Source organism: uncultured Nostoc sp. (genome assembly GCF_964245445.1).
Lineage (GTDB): Bacteria > Cyanobacteriota > Cyanobacteriia > Cyanobacteriales > Nostocaceae > Nostoc.
The window spans coordinates 15,226-31,289 of sequence record NZ_CAXTNE010000062.1 but is presented as its reverse complement, the minus strand read 5'-3'; the positions used below and the strand labels follow the sequence as shown (position 1 = coordinate 31,289).

At 40.0% G+C, this 16,064-nt stretch carries 10 protein-coding genes and 1 pseudogene; 1 reads left to right on the top strand and 10 read right to left on the bottom strand.

Features of this window, described 5'->3' with window-relative positions; genetic code table 11:
• Nucleotides 1–145: 145 nt before the first annotated feature.
• Nucleotides 146–645 (top strand): annotated as a pseudogene (locus ACFE90_RS13190) (hypothetical protein).
• Between the two features lie 136 nt (nucleotides 646–781).
• Here the strand turns inward: ACFE90_RS13190 and ACFE90_RS13185 are convergent.
• The 10 genes from ACFE90_RS13185 to ACFE90_RS13140 form a co-directional block, all read right to left on the bottom strand.
• The gene (locus ACFE90_RS13185) at nucleotides 782–2,059 is read right to left on the bottom strand and encodes an acyltransferase domain-containing protein (RefSeq protein ID WP_375501147.1); all 1,278 of its coding nucleotides are present in this window, start codon (nucleotides 2,057–2,059) and stop codon (nucleotides 782–784) included.
• A gap of 115 nt (nucleotides 2,060–2,174) precedes the next feature.
• Nucleotides 2,175–4,037, bottom strand: a complete 1,863-nt coding sequence (locus tag ACFE90_RS13180) for an acyltransferase domain-containing protein (protein ID WP_375501145.1) — start codon at nucleotides 4,035–4,037, stop codon at nucleotides 2,175–2,177.
• A gap of 58 nt (nucleotides 4,038–4,095) precedes the next feature.
• Nucleotides 4,096–5,169 carry an HAD-IIIC family phosphatase gene (locus tag ACFE90_RS13175; RefSeq protein ID WP_375501143.1) on the bottom strand — a complete coding sequence of 358 codons (1,074 nt, stop codon included), beginning with the start codon at nucleotides 5,167–5,169 and terminating at the stop codon, nucleotides 4,096–4,098.
• A 32-nt stretch (nucleotides 5,170–5,201) separates the two neighbouring features.
• The gene (locus tag ACFE90_RS13170; RefSeq protein ID WP_375501141.1) at nucleotides 5,202–6,356 is read right to left on the bottom strand and encodes an acyl-CoA dehydrogenase family protein; all 1,155 of its coding nucleotides are present in this window, start codon (nucleotides 6,354–6,356) and stop codon (nucleotides 5,202–5,204) included.
• A 48-nt stretch (nucleotides 6,357–6,404) separates the two neighbouring features.
• On the bottom strand, nucleotides 6,405–6,656 hold the full coding sequence (locus ACFE90_RS13165) for an acyl carrier protein (protein ID WP_375501139.1): 252 nt from the start codon (nucleotides 6,654–6,656) through the stop codon (nucleotides 6,405–6,407).
• A 64-nt stretch (nucleotides 6,657–6,720) separates the two neighbouring features.
• The gene (locus ACFE90_RS13160) at nucleotides 6,721–7,941 is read right to left on the bottom strand and encodes an ISAs1 family transposase (RefSeq protein WP_375501137.1); all 1,221 of its coding nucleotides are present in this window, start codon (nucleotides 7,939–7,941) and stop codon (nucleotides 6,721–6,723) included.
• A 155-nt stretch (nucleotides 7,942–8,096) separates the two neighbouring features.
• The gene (locus tag ACFE90_RS13155; protein ID WP_375501135.1) at nucleotides 8,097–8,954 is read right to left on the bottom strand and encodes a 3-hydroxyacyl-CoA dehydrogenase family protein; all 858 of its coding nucleotides are present in this window, start codon (nucleotides 8,952–8,954) and stop codon (nucleotides 8,097–8,099) included.
• Between the two features lie 272 nt (nucleotides 8,955–9,226).
• Nucleotides 9,227–9,448 (bottom strand): MbtH family protein, encoded by a 222-nt coding sequence (locus tag ACFE90_RS13150; RefSeq protein ID WP_375501133.1) that lies wholly within the window; start codon nucleotides 9,446–9,448, stop codon nucleotides 9,227–9,229.
• A gap of 71 nt (nucleotides 9,449–9,519) precedes the next feature.
• On the bottom strand, nucleotides 9,520–10,845 hold the full coding sequence (locus ACFE90_RS13145; protein ID WP_375501131.1) for an MFS transporter: 1,326 nt from the start codon (nucleotides 10,843–10,845) through the stop codon (nucleotides 9,520–9,522).
• The gene (locus ACFE90_RS13140) at nucleotides 10,838–16,057 is read right to left on the bottom strand and encodes an SDR family NAD(P)-dependent oxidoreductase (RefSeq protein ID WP_375501129.1); all 5,220 of its coding nucleotides are present in this window, start codon (nucleotides 16,055–16,057) and stop codon (nucleotides 10,838–10,840) included. The genes ACFE90_RS13145 and ACFE90_RS13140 overlap by 8 nt, the downstream gene beginning before the upstream one ends.
• Between the last annotated feature and the right edge of the window lie 7 nt (nucleotides 16,058–16,064).

The window sequence follows — 16,064 nt, the reverse complement described above, 5'->3', positions numbered from 1 at the left end:
TACAACCCCGTTTCTGCCTGGATTAGAGACTTTTTTTTTACGTCGAACTCAGGTATATTAAGATCATCCTTCTCCATGTAATACACGGATAAACCTCTGCTACCTAATGGGCTAAACTTACGGTGTAATACATGGAAAAGCGGTTATGAAACGTGATATCCAGGGGAAGTTTGCCCTGAAAAATGAAGACTATCGTTTAGTTCGCTCGTTAAGACTAACTGATTCCACTTGGGTCGCTTTGGGCATCACATCTGAATGTTTGGGTCTTACTAGGGCTGACTATTTAGAGCAGATCATTCGTGAAAAGGCTCTGCCAAGTACAGTTCCTCCAAGTAATACACGGGAAAAAGACTCCATGCCTTCCCATGTAATACATGGGAAGGCATGGAGTCTCTACCGAGTAATACACGGCATGAGGAGGAAATAGAAGTAGTCATTCCAGAAATACAAAACCTCAATCAAAATAATGCTGTATTGATGGAGCGAAAAGCAATTGCTTTCTCCCAAATAGAACTTGAGCTTTTACGCGATCGCATTTTGCTTGACTTGAAATTAGGCAAGCAAGCCCCTGGATACAAAGCTGTTCAAAAAGCTCTTAATCGTTTCATCGCTGAATTGACTTACCCAAACACGAGCGTTTTTTGACTTCGCCAACAGCATCCGTTGCTACTCACGCCCCATTTTAAATGATTATCATTCTTCAAAAGTCCTGTCTCTTATTTTTTTTGGAATGATTTATTCTAATAATTTATTTTTTGTTGGAAGTCCCTTAATTTGCGCTTCATAACAGCTTCCCCAGCTCTACCCCTACTCCTTCAAGCCATATCTGACCTAAGATGTTAAGTATGAATTCAACATCCGATTCTTCTTCATACGGGTGGCGTAACGAAGAAAGCACGATTTGTCCAGCAGCACGCTCTGGATGCTGCACTGCCATAGCACTCAACGTTCGCCCAGGACCAACTTGCAGCAATATCCGCTCTGGTTTTTTAAAAAGTTCTTGCAAACCTTCTGAAAAGCGCACAGTTTGGCGCATATGTCTAGCCCAATAGTTCGGATCTGTTGCTTGGTCTGTTGTAATCCAAGTCCCGGTGACGCTAGAAATATACGGTATTTGAGGTGGTCTAAGAGTCATTTTTTCTACATAAGATTTAAATGGCTCTATGATGGAGTCCATTTCCTGTGAGTGAGGAGCATGGGAGGCATCTAAAGGAAGACACATCACATCTTTCTGGCTGAGTCGGTCGTTTAATTCCTCTAGAGCTTTTGCAGGACCTGAAACAATGCAAAGGTTTGGTCCGTTAATTGCAGCTAGGGAGAGAGTCTCGCCTAAAAATGGGCGCACTTCCTTCTCTGAAAGCTCAATGGCAAGCATGGCTCCACTAGGAAGTTCCTGTATAAGTCGTCCACGGACAGCTACTAGTTCTAATGCATCTTTTAAGGAGAAAACGCCAGCAAGAGTTGCTGCAACATATTCACCAAGGCTATGACCTATCATTGCTTGAGGAAGCACGCCCCACTCTTGCCACAACTTAGCTAAAGCATACTCAATTACAAAGAGTGCTGACTGTGCAATCAATGTTTGTTGAAGCTGCTGCGTGGCAACGTTTGTCTGTTTTTCATCAGGATATATTATGTTGCGAATGTCCAGGTCTAAGTGAGGCTTTAAAAATTCTGAGCAGATATTAACTTGTTCTTGAAATGTCTTCTCAGTTTGATAAAGTTCCAATCCCATATTTACATACTGCGCTCCCTGCCCTGGAAACATAAACACAACAGGTCGATCTTCAGACTCTTGCAAGCGTGTAAAAACTTTTTTGGAATCGAGTGTTTTTAGGGCAGTCACAGCATTATTAAGGGTATCACAAACAAGCATCCGGCGATGCTTAAAAGCTTTTTCACGAACTTGATAGGAGCCAGCAATATCAACAAAGTCTTGATTGGTAGATCGTTTTAAGTGTTCAATCAGATTTGCGGTTTCCGTCTCTAAAGTAGAGCTTGTTTCTGCGGAGAGTACTAACAAGTGCCAAGAACGAGGTTTTTCTAAAGTTTTATTCATTTGATTCTCCTAAAGATATAAATCCACTACGCAAAATTCTCTCTGTGTATTATCACTTAGCAGCTTGATGTGCTTATTTTAAATTAGAGACAGTTGTTGATGTTAATCCCACCTGTTATCGGTTTAAAGTTTTTGTTTCTGCTATAACTTGCTCTTCAATAACTGATGCTAATTCGGCTACAGTTGGATTTTTAAATATAACAATCGGAGGAATGTCTGTTGGAAATATTTTTTGTAACTGAGAAATAATTTTAATCGCGACTAAGGAGTTACCTCCCAAACTGAAAAAACTATCATAAACACCTACTTGTTCAATACGGAAAACCTTTTGCCAAATATCAGCAATCTTTTGCTCAGTATTAGACCTGGAGGCAACATAGCTATTTTGTAAATTCAGTCGCTGACGTTGTTGTTGTGCTATTTGAATTGATTCTTGTTCTTGTTCTTGTGATGGTAGAACATTCGTACCTGACTCTTTCTGAGTTTTCTCCCATTGCTCTTTTTGAGATTCTCTTTGGTGGTGTTGGCGCTCGAAGAGATAGGTCGGTAAAGGAAGTGTACTAGAATGGCGATTTCCATAGAGTTTCGACCAATCCACTGACACTCCAGCTAGCCAGATTTGACCCAGTGTGTTGAGCGAGAACGCCAGATCCGATTGTTGATTATAGGAGTTTGGTAATGAGGCGAGTACTAGCTGTTCTGATACGTTGGCGCTAGCTGGGTGTTGCAGCGCCATACTACCCAAAGTTTGGCCTGGTCCAACTTCTAAGAAGATTTGAGTCGGCACTTGCCATAATGTTTCAATTCCATCAGCAAAACGTACAGTTTGACATAAATGCCTGCCCCAATAACTTGGATTAGTGGCTTCCATTGCTGTAATCCAAGTTCCTGTGACATTGGAGATGTACGGAATTTGAGGAGGCTTGAGGTCAAAGCTTTTGACCAACTGGATGAACAACTCCAAAATTGCCTCCATAATTGGAGAATGAAAAGCATGAGTAGTTTGCAACTGCTGACAAGCTATCCCATCTGTCAAGAGATGCTGCTCTAATTTAGCTATCGCCTCTGTAGGTCCTGCAACTACACAGAGCTGAGGTCCATTGACAGCAGACAAGCACAGATGCTCTGTGAGCAGTGGCTGTAGTTCCATCTCTGAGAGGGAGACTGCTAACATTGACCCGGCGGGTAATTGTTGAATGAGTTGACCTCTTTTAGCAACCAGAGCTAAAGTCTCCTCCAGAGATAAGACACCAGCTAAAGTTGCCGCTACATACTCGCTGATGCTGTAACCAATAAGCGCCTGAGGCTTTATCCCCCATGCCATCCACATCTGGGCTAGCGCATACTCAATGACAAACAGTGCTGGTTGAGCAATATAGGTTTGATTTAGTTTTTGAGTATTGACATCTACTGGAGTTTGGTCACGTTGCAGCATCCGTCGTAAATCTAGCTTCTGGGAAGACATTACTGCGGCTGGATTGCTTGTTTGTCGAACTTGCTCGGCTTGTTGCTGATGAGGATAAAGTACATCTCGCAAGTCAAAACCCAGGTGAGGTTTGAGGAGTTCTGAGCAACGAGCTATATATTCGCGAAAAGTTGGCTCAAGCTGATAAAGCTGTAAAGCCATATTGACATATTGCTCTCCTAAGCCAGGAAACATGAAAACTACAGACCGATTGTTAGTTTCTTGGATACTGCTGTTGAAAATACGTTTGGGGTCTCTGGTTGTCAGCGCTTGCGCTGCATCTTGGCGATCGCAACACACTAGTATCCGACGATGATTAAATGCCTGACAATCAATTTGGAGAGTATAAGCTAAATCAGTAAAGTTAATTTCAGAATTTTGGTTTAAAAACTCAGCTAAATTATCAGTTGCTGTCTCCAAGCCTGATTCTGTTTTGTCAGACAACACCAGTAATTGCCACGGCTTAGGAGGGTCCGATTGTTTACTGCTATTAAATGTTAAAGAACTGTTCATTATTACCTCTATTTTTTAAATTGTCGGTTATATATGTCACAAAAAACAGATATTAAATTTAATCTAAGATTTGCAGATATACATGCTCAGGAAAAGAATGTATATGCTTTAATTTATTATCATCAAAAATCATCAGACCATTTTGATTATTAAGTTCTTTAAATCCGGCAAATTTATAAGTAATATACATCATCCTATTTCTATCATTTGAGACAAACTCAGCACACAATTTAACATTTTGATTGTTTGCCATAGATATAATATGATTGAGCATAATTGTCCCTACGCCTCTAGACATAACACGGCAGGACATTAGTAAGAGCTTTATTGTCCATATTGTATCTTGACATTCAACAAGAGCTAATCCAATTTTTCCGTAACTTCCATACTTATCATCCAAGCTAGCAATTAGTAGCTTATGCTTATCTGATTGACGAAAATGGTTAAGTTCTTCGTAAGAGTATGTATAACCTGTTGTATTTAATTGGTTTGTGCGTACTGTTAATTCTTCAGCTCGTTGTAAATCCTCCTCTTTAGCAGAAGAGATGGTAAAATGCATCTTTAGAGTAGCTAAAAAGTCTTCTTTAGAACCGACGAATTCTTCCTCAACCTGATTGCGTTTTATATCGCTGAGATACATAAATCTTCTATTCTTGGAATCCTTTGTAATAAAACGAGGATTCATTTCAGGCATATCTAGCAACTGCTCGAGGTTAGCTGTATTGATACAGAGAACGTCAGGTAATGAAAAATTTACCTCTTCCAACTCAAATGGTTGGTCATCAATGAAAGCTATTGCATCTATTCCAATATTGATTGATTGGGCAATTTTTTGAATAGAGGAAGCCTTGGAGTTCCAATTGATTTGTGGATATATAAAATACTCATGTAATCCAAATTCTTCCAGCTTCAACATTGCTTGATGATGTTCATTTCTGCTAGCTACAGATTGTAATATCCCTCGACTGTCCAAATTTTTGATGATGTCAATGACATTATTCTGCAAGAAAACTCGATCATCTTCTAGTAAGACACCATGCCATATAGTGTTATCAAGATCCCAAACGACACACTTGATAGATTTTTTCAATTGTTGTTTATTTTCTGCTTGTTCAGCACTTAAATTAATCATCTTTTTGATTCCTATTACTAATTGTATAGACACTAAGTTGGAGTAGGTGAAAACATATATTGTTGATAACCATACTCAGCAATGGTAATCTGTTGAATCTGAGTACTCCCTTCGATAATCTCCATGATTTTGGCGTCTCGAAAATACCTCTGAACAGAGCATTCACTACTACAACCATGACCACCATGAATTTGTACAGCATCGCTTGCCACTTTAGTCGCGGTTGTAGAAGCAAAATACTTAGCAATTGAGGTTTCCATAATCGATCTAGGATCGCCAATGTCTTTCAAGTAGCCTGCCTCATAACACAATAGTCTCGCTGCTTTCACATTAGCGATCGCCTCAGTCACCATTTGTCGAATTAATTGGTGGTCTTTCAAATAAACATCAAACTGCTTTCTTTGGCTTGTATACTGAATGCAGGCTTCAAGACAGGCTTGGGCAATACCTATACAGCCCCAAGCTACACTGTATCTACCATAATCTAAGGCAGAAGATGCTACATAGGAAAAACCAAAACCCTCTTTACATACAAGGTTTTCTCGTGGAATCCGACAATTATTTAGGTGCAATTCTGCTAACATTGAAGCTCTAGTACCCAACATGCCAAAAATTGGTTTAACTAAGAGCCCTGGTGTGTTTTTTTCAACTAAAAAAGCAGTTGGTTTACCTTCACACTGAGCAAATATCAAAAAAATATCAGCAATTTGCCCATAGGTAATCCACTTCTTTTGCCCATTTAAGATATAAAACTCTTCAGAAACTGTTGCTGTCGTCTCCACTTTTTTAGCATCACTGCCCACATTAGGTTCGCTTAAGCCAAAAGCAGCGATCGCTTCACCAGAAGCGAATTTGGGAATCCAATGCTCTTTTTGAAACTTGCTGCCCCACTTGAGGATGGCATGAGTGACCATAGAGTGAACTGTAAGCAAGCTTCGCACTGAAGAACATCCCCGTCCCATTTCTTCATTTAGGAGACCGTAAGTTATCATGTCCATACCACTGCCGCCTCTTTCTTTAGGCACAATGGCACCTAGATAACCTTGTTGAGCTATTCTTTGAATTAGTTCCCTCGAAGTCCGTTCTTCTTGGTCAGCCCTATCTGCATCAGGGACAATCTCTTCATCTGTGAAAGCTCGGAATTTAGCTTTAGCCTCTTTTTGCTGAGGAGTTAATTCTATTTGCATCCCTTTCACTTAAGTGTTAACAAATGTTAATGCCTAATATTCTTTACTTCAATTCTGTGCAGATATAGCCAGCTTTTTTTCTAAAAAGCTGCTCATGGCATTAATACTGCTGAAGTTTTCAATTTCAAGGTCTTCATTTTCAATCGTTATTTGAAACTCTTTCTCTAAAAAGAGAACTAGCTGCATAGCAAACATCGAATTCACAAAGCCAAGAGAGAATATATCTTCATCTTCTTGAAATTCATGATGACCAAAAGACTGAGTTAGAAATTTTTTGATTTTGTCTTTAGCTTCTTTCATTGTCAACCTGCTGTAAATAGTACTTATCAGGGTTAGCGCGTCTCAAACCCTATTGACAGGGGGATTATGGCAGAGGTACTGAGTTTGAGAGAGCCGCAGCCAACACAGAAAGCATATAGCGATCGTTCATAGCTGCTCGTCGTGATTTTTGGCGAATACTGCGACGAAAAGATGATTCTCGCTCTAATGCATTAAGAGCAATGCGACGTAGTAAAGCAAAGTTTTGTGGACTGTGTAAAGAACGAATTCGGCATTCATCCTCGTGGAAAGTAACATCCAATGTCCAATGAACAGAATTTTCGATTCCCCAATGCTGTCGAATTGCACTAGCAATCTTGTTTGCATCATTAATAAGACTAGTAATGTAAAATTGCACTTCATGTGTTGCTTTATTCCAATACTGAATCGAACGTACTACCATCACTATTGTTTTTAGTCCTCCCCATAAATCTAGCTGATAAAGTCCAGGAATCTGCGACACAGGTACGGTGTAAACTGTACGTTTTTCGATGCGGTAATGTCCTTTTTCAATACGTTGACTAATACTGATATCGATATCTTCAAATTCAATGGATTGTGCTGCCTCAAACCAATTTTTTACTTGTTGATGGAGTGTTGGGTGATTATCTTTCAAGCTCAGAATATAATCCGCATCAGCTGCAATAATTTTTTCGGCAATCAATTTCTGTGTACCCATCGCATCAATGGTAATGATGCAGCCAGAGATGTCTAATATGTCCAATAGTGCTGGGATTGCAGTGATTTCATTCGATTTAGAACTGACCTTTGTTTGTCCCAAAACCAAACGATGTTCACTCGACCAGGCACTAACCGTGTGCAAGGCTTTTAGTTTTGATTCTCGGTCATAGGAGCCTCTATGAGTTTTGCCATCTATGGCTACTACTTCTACTCCCAATTTCTCAACCAATGATTGAACCCACTGCCGAAAACATTGCTCAAATTCTTTGGGATTAATTTTCTCAAACACTCTTCTAAATGTATCTGGACTAGGTATTCCGAATGGTAGTTCTAAAAACGTTTTCAACCACTCCTGTTTATTGAGTCCATACTCCTCAATATCTTCCCAACCTTGCGCGCCTGCTATTACTGCCAAAATCGCTATGGTGATGATATCTGTGAGTAAATGATATCTCGTTCTTTCCACTCTGGGGTCTTTCACTTCTGTGAAATATTCCTGAAACTTACTGGTAATGTCAAAGCTATCTACGCTGGCTGCAAAAGATGTTTTAGTTTTATGCTTCCTCTTCTCAAATCCTGTTGACATTACTTTTATATGACAGTTCGATGAATTAAATCTTACCCTACCTCAGATGGTCTCACTTTGTTTCCCACCTTATTGCTGATCAGGCAAGTCCTCTTGTCAATAGGTTTTGAGACGCGCTAACCCTGTAGTACTTATGGGTTCAAATTTTGAATTTCTCAATTGTTGTAGGTGTAAAAACCTTGTCCACTTTTCCGTCCATGTAATCCAGCATCAACCATTTTCTTAAGTAAAGAACATGGACGATACTTACTATCATTAAAACTTTCATACAGAACTTCGATAGAGAATAGAATCGTATCTAATCCTATCAAGTCAGCAGTTTCTAATGGTCCCATTTTATGTCCAAAACATGTTTTGAAAATTCTATCTACTTCTTCCACTGATGCTACTTGTTCTTGTAAAAGAAAAATAGCTTCATTAATTGTTAACATCAAGATGCGATTCGATACAAAGCCTGGGGAGTCATTGACCAAAATACATTCTTTTTCCATCTGAGACAATAATTTTTTGGCTGTCTCAATAGTTTCATTACTAGTGTGATAACCACGAATTGTTTCAACCGCAGGCTTCATTGGTACGGGATTCATAAAATGCATCCCAATAACTTTAGAGGCACGCTTTGTGACTGAAGCAATGCGAGTAATAGGTATAGCAGATGTATTAGCAGCAAAGACGGTTTCTGGCGGACAAATTACATCTATTTTTTCGTATATGTTCTTTTTAATCTGCCACTTTTCTGTAGCATTTTCTATAACAAACTCTGCATCTTGAAGTAATTGATAATCTGTAGAAAACGTAATGTTACTCAGAATATCATCTGGTTGGTTGACTTGCTTATTTTTTGTGAAAAGCTGTTGGAAACGGATATTATTTTTTATTTCTTGTTTTGCCTGTTCTAAAATTTTGTCAGAAATATCTAAAAGAATTACATTATGACCAGTTTGGGCTAGGCTTTGTGATAGTCCTATTCCCATAACACCTGCGCCTACAACGCCTACGACTTGAATTTCCATAATTTATTGTGAAGGTAAATTTCCAGACAGAAAATAATTAGCTTGAATAGCTTGAGCAACTACCTTAAATAGTACACATACCGATTCCGTACAGGAAAATTGCTAATGGTTGAATTCGTTTCCTTATTGACTCAATCATTTTTAACTGAGCTTCTTGTTGTTTATAAGCCATAGCAATATCTGCCTTATAATCCTCGGTTTTGATATACTTCTCTACCAAGAGGAAGCGCTTCTAAACAATCTTCCTCAACACTTGAAGCTACGAGTATATTTTACGTGCTGACTCCTTCCTCCATTGTTTTCCGCAAGCTAAGCGGTCTCATGTCAGTCCACACTTCCTTAATGTGTGTTAAGCATTCTTCCTTGGAACCATTTTTACCTGCATCTTGCCAACCAAGAGCATTTTCTCGTTCGGCAGGCCAGATAGAATACTGCTGTTCGTGATTTACAACCACTTTGTAAATCGTTTTGTCTTCTTGTTCATGTATATTCATGGTTGTCTCCTATTAGTTTATATTTCTGCTTCTTTACCTACTGATGCTCCCACCACCACAAAAGCGATAGTCTATGTATCTGGTAAATCTTTCTCTACCAATCTAAGAGGACGATATTGGTAAGCAAGAATTGTTGCTATCATGGTCAATATTCCCATAACTATGAACATTAGACCAATACTACGTCCTGATCCGACTCCGATAATTTGTCCCAGGCTTCCAGCCAATGGACTACTTGGAGCCATTAGGGGCTTGAAGACATTGTCGGCTAGAGGTCCAGCAACGAGATAAGCAAGGGTTAGGCAAGACGTAGAAATCATTCCTGTCAAGGCGAAGACCCTTCCCTGAACATTGAACATGACTTTTCTTTGCAGGATGACATAAGCTGAGCTGTTAATAATTGGCAAGCCGAAAAAGAAGACAAAGGCAGCGACACCAATAAGCCAAACATTAGGTTTTAGCCCTATAACTGCAATACACAGTCCGTTCAACAACATAAAGCAAAACAAATTGTTGATGTTGCGCTGCGATCCTCCCCAAATACTCATAGCTAAGCTACCGAACAACATACCACTACCACTAACAGATGTTAAAATTCCTAGCACCGTTGCTGAAGCAAAAGAGAGTATCAAAGGGACACTTAGTATTTCAACTGTGCCAAACATAAAGTTGATAACACCTGTGAATAACATTAACCCTAAAATTCCTGGTTTTGCCTTGATGTATCTCCAACTATCCACAACTTCAATTAACAGCGAGCTTTTTGCCGTAACATTTGTATGATCTGCGATCTGAGGTTTGGGGAACCGAATGTATAGCAGCATGACGAAGGCAAAGACAAAGGTAGCTAAGTCCAACAGAATAATGCCTTGAATTTTAACGATCGCAATCAATACACCTGCTAGTATAGGGCATATCAACCGAGTCATAGATTGTCCAAGATTAAGTAGACCATTGACTCTAGTCAGTTGCTGCTTGGGAACCAACAATGTCATAGCTGTCATGTAAGCTGGTACTTGGAAGCTAGTACAGATGGATTGAACAGCTGTCGCTAGATAAATATGCCAGATTTCGAGGTTACTTACAAAGAGCATCAGCGCCAGCAAGCCTGTCGTTAAACCTGCAACCAAATCGCTGATAAGCATTATCCACTTTTGGTTCCAGCGATCTACAAGCACACCCGCTAGTGGAGAAATGATCACAGACGGTAGAGTTGCTGACAAAGAAGTGAGGGCTAACTTTGTTACCGATCCTGTCTGCTGGTACACCCATATACCCAGTGCAAAGCCAGTCACACCAGAGCCAATCACTGATACCAATTGTCCAAACCAGATCAGAATGAAAATCCAAATTCCATTCTGGGTCAGGTTTTGTTTGGTATAATTTTTTTCAACCATTTGCCTGTGCTTGTTCAAGACAAACTTTTAAATGTTTTGCCAAAACCTGAACATGAGGTTCTGCTAACATTGTGATGTGTTCGCCTGGTACTTCATAAGTCTCTACTGATTTTAAAGAGCACTTATCCCAACCCATTGATGGATTATCACAGACCTCTTCTTTTGCCCGGAAGACGGTGACTTGATTACGGTAAATATCCTGTGGCATATAAGCATAATTAGCTTTAGTGTTAGCTTTATAAACTTCTAAAAAACCGTTAACTTGCTCTAAAGTAGCCTGTGGAGGTAATATTTCAGCAGTTTTTAACCGACCGAGAAAGTAGTTTAACTGCTCATCTGGCATCAGCGTTCTCAGAGTATCCTCTGTTATAAATAAATTCTTGCTAAAAAATCCTTCTATCATGTTTACCATCTCAATTAAGTATTGCGTATCATCCTTGTGTTCCACAGGTTTTTGGTCAGGAATTGGTGCCCAAGTGTCAAAAATGGCAAGCACAGCAACCTCTTGACCTAGCTGTTGCAACTGTAGGGCGATTTCAAAAGCTACACGACCTCCGAAGGAATGACCTCCCAGAAGATATGGACCTTCTGGCTGCACAACTTGTATTGCTTTGATGTAATCAGCAGCCATATCTTCAATAGCTGTGTATGCAGAAGTCTTTCCATCAAGTCCTGATGCTTGTAAAGCGTAAAATGGTTGGTCTAGCCCCAGATAATTCGCTAATTGGTGAAAGTAAAGGACGTTTCCACCACCTCCTGGTAAGCAAAAGAAAGGTCGCTTTGAACCACGAGGCTGAATTTCTACTAAAGGAGACCAAGGTCGGGAATCTGTTGTCTCTTGGAGAACACTAGCTAGTTTTTCCACTGTAGGAGCTTGAAACAGAGCAGCCAATGGTAGATTCTGACCAAATTTTCGTTGAATTTGAGCCATTAAGCGCACAGCTACAAGGGAATGACCTCCCAATTCAAAGTAATTGTCATAAATACTTACACGCTCAATATTTAGGAGTTGTTGCCATAAATTGGCAACGACGAACTCAACAGGAGTACGGGGAGGCACATAAGCAGTTTGCAAATTTGCTCTTGGGCGGAGTTGAGGTGAATCTTTCTGTACTGAACGCTCTGTATCTTGTGTGGAATGTTCTATATCACGTATTGATTCCAGTTTAAGCCACTGATTAATTCTAGCTTGTAAATCCCCTAATGAAATAGCAATTTGAGATAGCTTCTTGATGGAAAGAACACGTTTAAAGACCTCTACACTTTCTGTATGTGTAATAAATAGTTCAGCCAAAGTTGATTGATTATCATCTGTATTTTGCTGTTCTTTCTCAACTGGTGAGCCTTCCCAATTCAAGCTAATCCAAGGTACAGTTTTTGTGCGATTTTGCTGATAAGTAAAAGCATCCATAAAAAGATTTGCTGCCGAATAAGCGGCAAACCCTAATCCTCCTAAAATACAGGATACGGAGGATAGTAAAAGGCAAAAATCAAGCTCTCTGTCACGCAAAACTTTTTGCAGTACAAATAACCCGTGCACTTTAGGCTGAAAAAGCATTTCACAGTCAGCCTTACCTGTATCTTGAATAAGTTTAAATGAATCATCTGCGACTATCCCTGCCGCATGAATCACACCATTAATTTTGCCAAAGTGTTCATCTGCCTGAGCTATTGCTGCTTGCATTTGTTCAAAGTTAGCCACATCCGCGCTGATGACTAAAACCTCAGCACCCAATTCTTCCAGAGTCTTTACTTTTTGAATCTGGCGGCTTACTTTGTCCTGTTCACCATGCGTTGCTATCCATTCGGAGAAATTCTCTCTAATAGGAAGATCGGAGCGTCCTAACAAGATCAGCTTGACTTTGAATGCCTTAGCTAAGTATTTGGCAAAAGTAAAGCCAATGTTTCCCAAACCACCAGTGATCAGATAAACACCTCTGTCCCTAAACTTGGTTTTTTCTTCAGTCACTGCATTTAGTTGGACGGGTTCCCATGTTTGAACCCAGCGATGATGTCCACGATACGCAACTATTAGGTCATCTGTTTTAGTTGTAAATTCCTCTATCAAATAGTCTATTAGCTTCTCGTTTTCAGTTGTAGATTTGGGAATCACAACATCAACACTACGGCAAACTATGTTCGGATATTCTTGTCCAATAACTTTAGACGGTCCTAACAAGGTTGCTTTTTCAGGGTTTAAACTTTCTTCACCTGTCACTTCATGCAAATTGTTTGTCACTGTGATAATTTGCAGAGGATAAGTTATGTTTTGTTTATTTAAGGCTTGAGTTAAGAAGAGCAGGCTGTAAAAGCCTAAATACTGACTATTTTCAAAGTACCGCTCTGGTAAGTACGATTGATCGTATGATGTGACGTTCCATAAGTGGGCGATCGCTTCTGGTATCCGATCCAATTGGCGTAGTTCTTGGATCAAGGCTTCATAGTCATCTTGTCGCTGGGGATTGATTGTATATGCATTATCATTTAGTTTTGCAAACTGTTCTCCCACAACCACTGTAATCAGATTGTGCTTTTGTTGTTCCAGTCGTGTTACAAGTTCTTTTCCTAACCCACATGCATCAACAAAAACAAGCCAAGAAGTCTTTTGAGCTTGTGTCTTTTCTTCTTCAAAAGGTTCAATGAGTTTAGATTGTTTCCATGAAGGAATGTAAAACCAGTCTGCAATATTTGACTTTTTGTGTATTACTTGTGTAGTGAGAGGTACAAAATCTGGTTGTTCGTCAATCCAGTAACGTTGACGCTCGAAAGGATAAGTTGGCAACGGAATCCGGTGACGCTGCTCGTGGGCATAAAAACCAGACCAGTCTACTTGAACTCCCAAAAGCCAGAGTTGCCCTAACGTATTCAGCAAGAATGCTATATCCGACTGTTGGTCTTTTGGATGAGGAAGTGAACTCAAAGCCGTAGGTTTATCTTCTTGATGCGTATCAGCTAAAGCACTTGATGTTCCTTTGGAACCAACCTCTAATAAAATGGCATTTGGCTCTTTTATGAACTCAGCAACACCATCTGCAAAGTTTGCTGTCTGCTTTAGATGCTTTGACCAATAGTTCGGGTCTGTTGCTTCCGTTGTAGTAATCCAAGTTCCTGACACATTCGAGATAAAAGGAATCTGAGGTGAGTTCAATTCGATTTTTTCGATTTGCCCAACGTAGTCCTCTACACCTGGATATAAGGTTGTCCCCAAGGGCATCTGTTGCAATTGCCCGCGAGCAGCTACTTGTGCTAAAGCATCTTCTAGGGAAAATACACCAGCAAGAGTTGCAGCTACATACTCTCCAGTACTATAACCAATCATAGATTGAGGACGTATACCCCAAGACAGCCATAGCTGTGCTAAAGCGTACTCAATCACAAACAATGCTAGCTGGGAAATTTGAGTTTGTTCTAACAAATAAGCAGCCTTTTCAGCTTGTTCTTGGTTTGGATACAATACTGTGCGTAAATCTAGTTCGCGATCGGATTTGATGATTTCAGAACAAGAATCAATCCACTGACGAAATGTTGGTTCATACTGATATAACTCCAAAGTTCTATTTACACACAGTACTTCCTCCTGAGGAAAGATAAATACAATAGGGCGATCGCAAGGCTCTTGAAAGTTGGTCAAAACTCGCTCTTGATTTGGAGAATCTAGTGCCTGCACTGCATCATTTAAGTCTTGGCAAACTAATATTCGGCGATGGTTGAAAGCGCGACGACCTACTTGCAGTACGTGAGCCACATCGGCAAGATTTAATGTCGGGTTGTGCTTGAGGTGAGTCGCTAAATTTACTGTGGCATTCTCCAGTGCAGAGCTTGTCTTAGCAGAAAGTACTAATAACTGCCAAGGGCGAGATTGACATAAGTCTATGTCTTGCCTAATGTCAACTGGTGCTTCTTCCAAAATTACATGTGCATTAGTGCCGCCAATACCAAAAGAACTAACCCCTGCACGGCGAGGAACATTGTTAACCTTCCATTGTGATAGCTCAGTATTTACATAAAAGGGGCTGTTCTCGAAGTCAATTTGGGGATTAGGTTCTTCAAAGTGCAAGCTTGGTGGTAACAAACCATGTTTCAGTGCAAGGACAGTTTTGATGAAGCCTGCAACACCAGCTGCCGTATTTAAATGACCGACATTAGTTTTTACTGAACCAAGGGCACAAAAGTGTTTTTTCTCAGTATGAGGTGAGAACACTTGTGTTAACGCTGCTACTTCTATTGGGTCACCTAAGGGAGTTGCTGTCCCATGAGCCTCAATATATGTAATTGTCTCAGGTTCAACCTCAGCCGTCAGTTGAGCTGCTCTTATAACCTTTGCTTGACCATCTATACGAGGTGCCGTATAACTAAGTTTAAAAGAACCATCGTTATTAACAGCAGAACCTTTGATCACAGCAGAAATATTGTCTCCATTTGCCAGAGCATCTTCTAATCGTTTTAACACTACAATACCCACACCATCACCACTGATAGTTCCCTTTGCTTTAGCATCAAAAGTACGGCAGTGGCCATCTGGAGAAGCAATACCTCCTTCTTGGTAAAGATAGCCTTCTTTTCGATACGTATTTATAGAAACGCCGCCAGCCAAAGCCATATCACATTCACCACTTAGCAAACTTTGACAAGCTAAGTGAACAGAGACCAATGATGTTGAGCAGGCAGTTTGAACTGTGTAACTGGGCCCTTCCAAGTTAAGTTTATAGGAAACGCGTGTGGTGAGAAAATCTCTGTCATTTCCAATTGCAACTTCTAAATTACTAAGTGAGTTTATAATGTTTTGATTTGAATAAAGGTTGAATAAGTATGAGTTATACCCAGTACCAGCGTAAATACCAATCGAACCTTTGTAAGATAGAGAGTCATAGCCAGCATTTTCCAAGGCTTCCCAAGCGCATTCTAGAAAAAAACGATGTTGCGGATCGGTAATTTCTGCTTCTTTTGCATCAAAATCAAAAAATGAAGCATCAAAAAGTTCTATATCTTTTAATACTCCAGATGCTTTCACATAGTTAGGTTTACTCAATACATCTGGATCTATTCCTGAAGCCAGTAACTCCTCATCAGTGAAAAAAGAAATCGTCTCTACTCCTTTCTGAAGATTGTCCCAAAAATCATCAAGATTTTTAGCTCCAGGAAAACGACCAGCCATGCCGATGACTGCTATTTCTAAACCAGTGTTTTGAGTAAAAGGCATAGGATTATCCATGATTGAT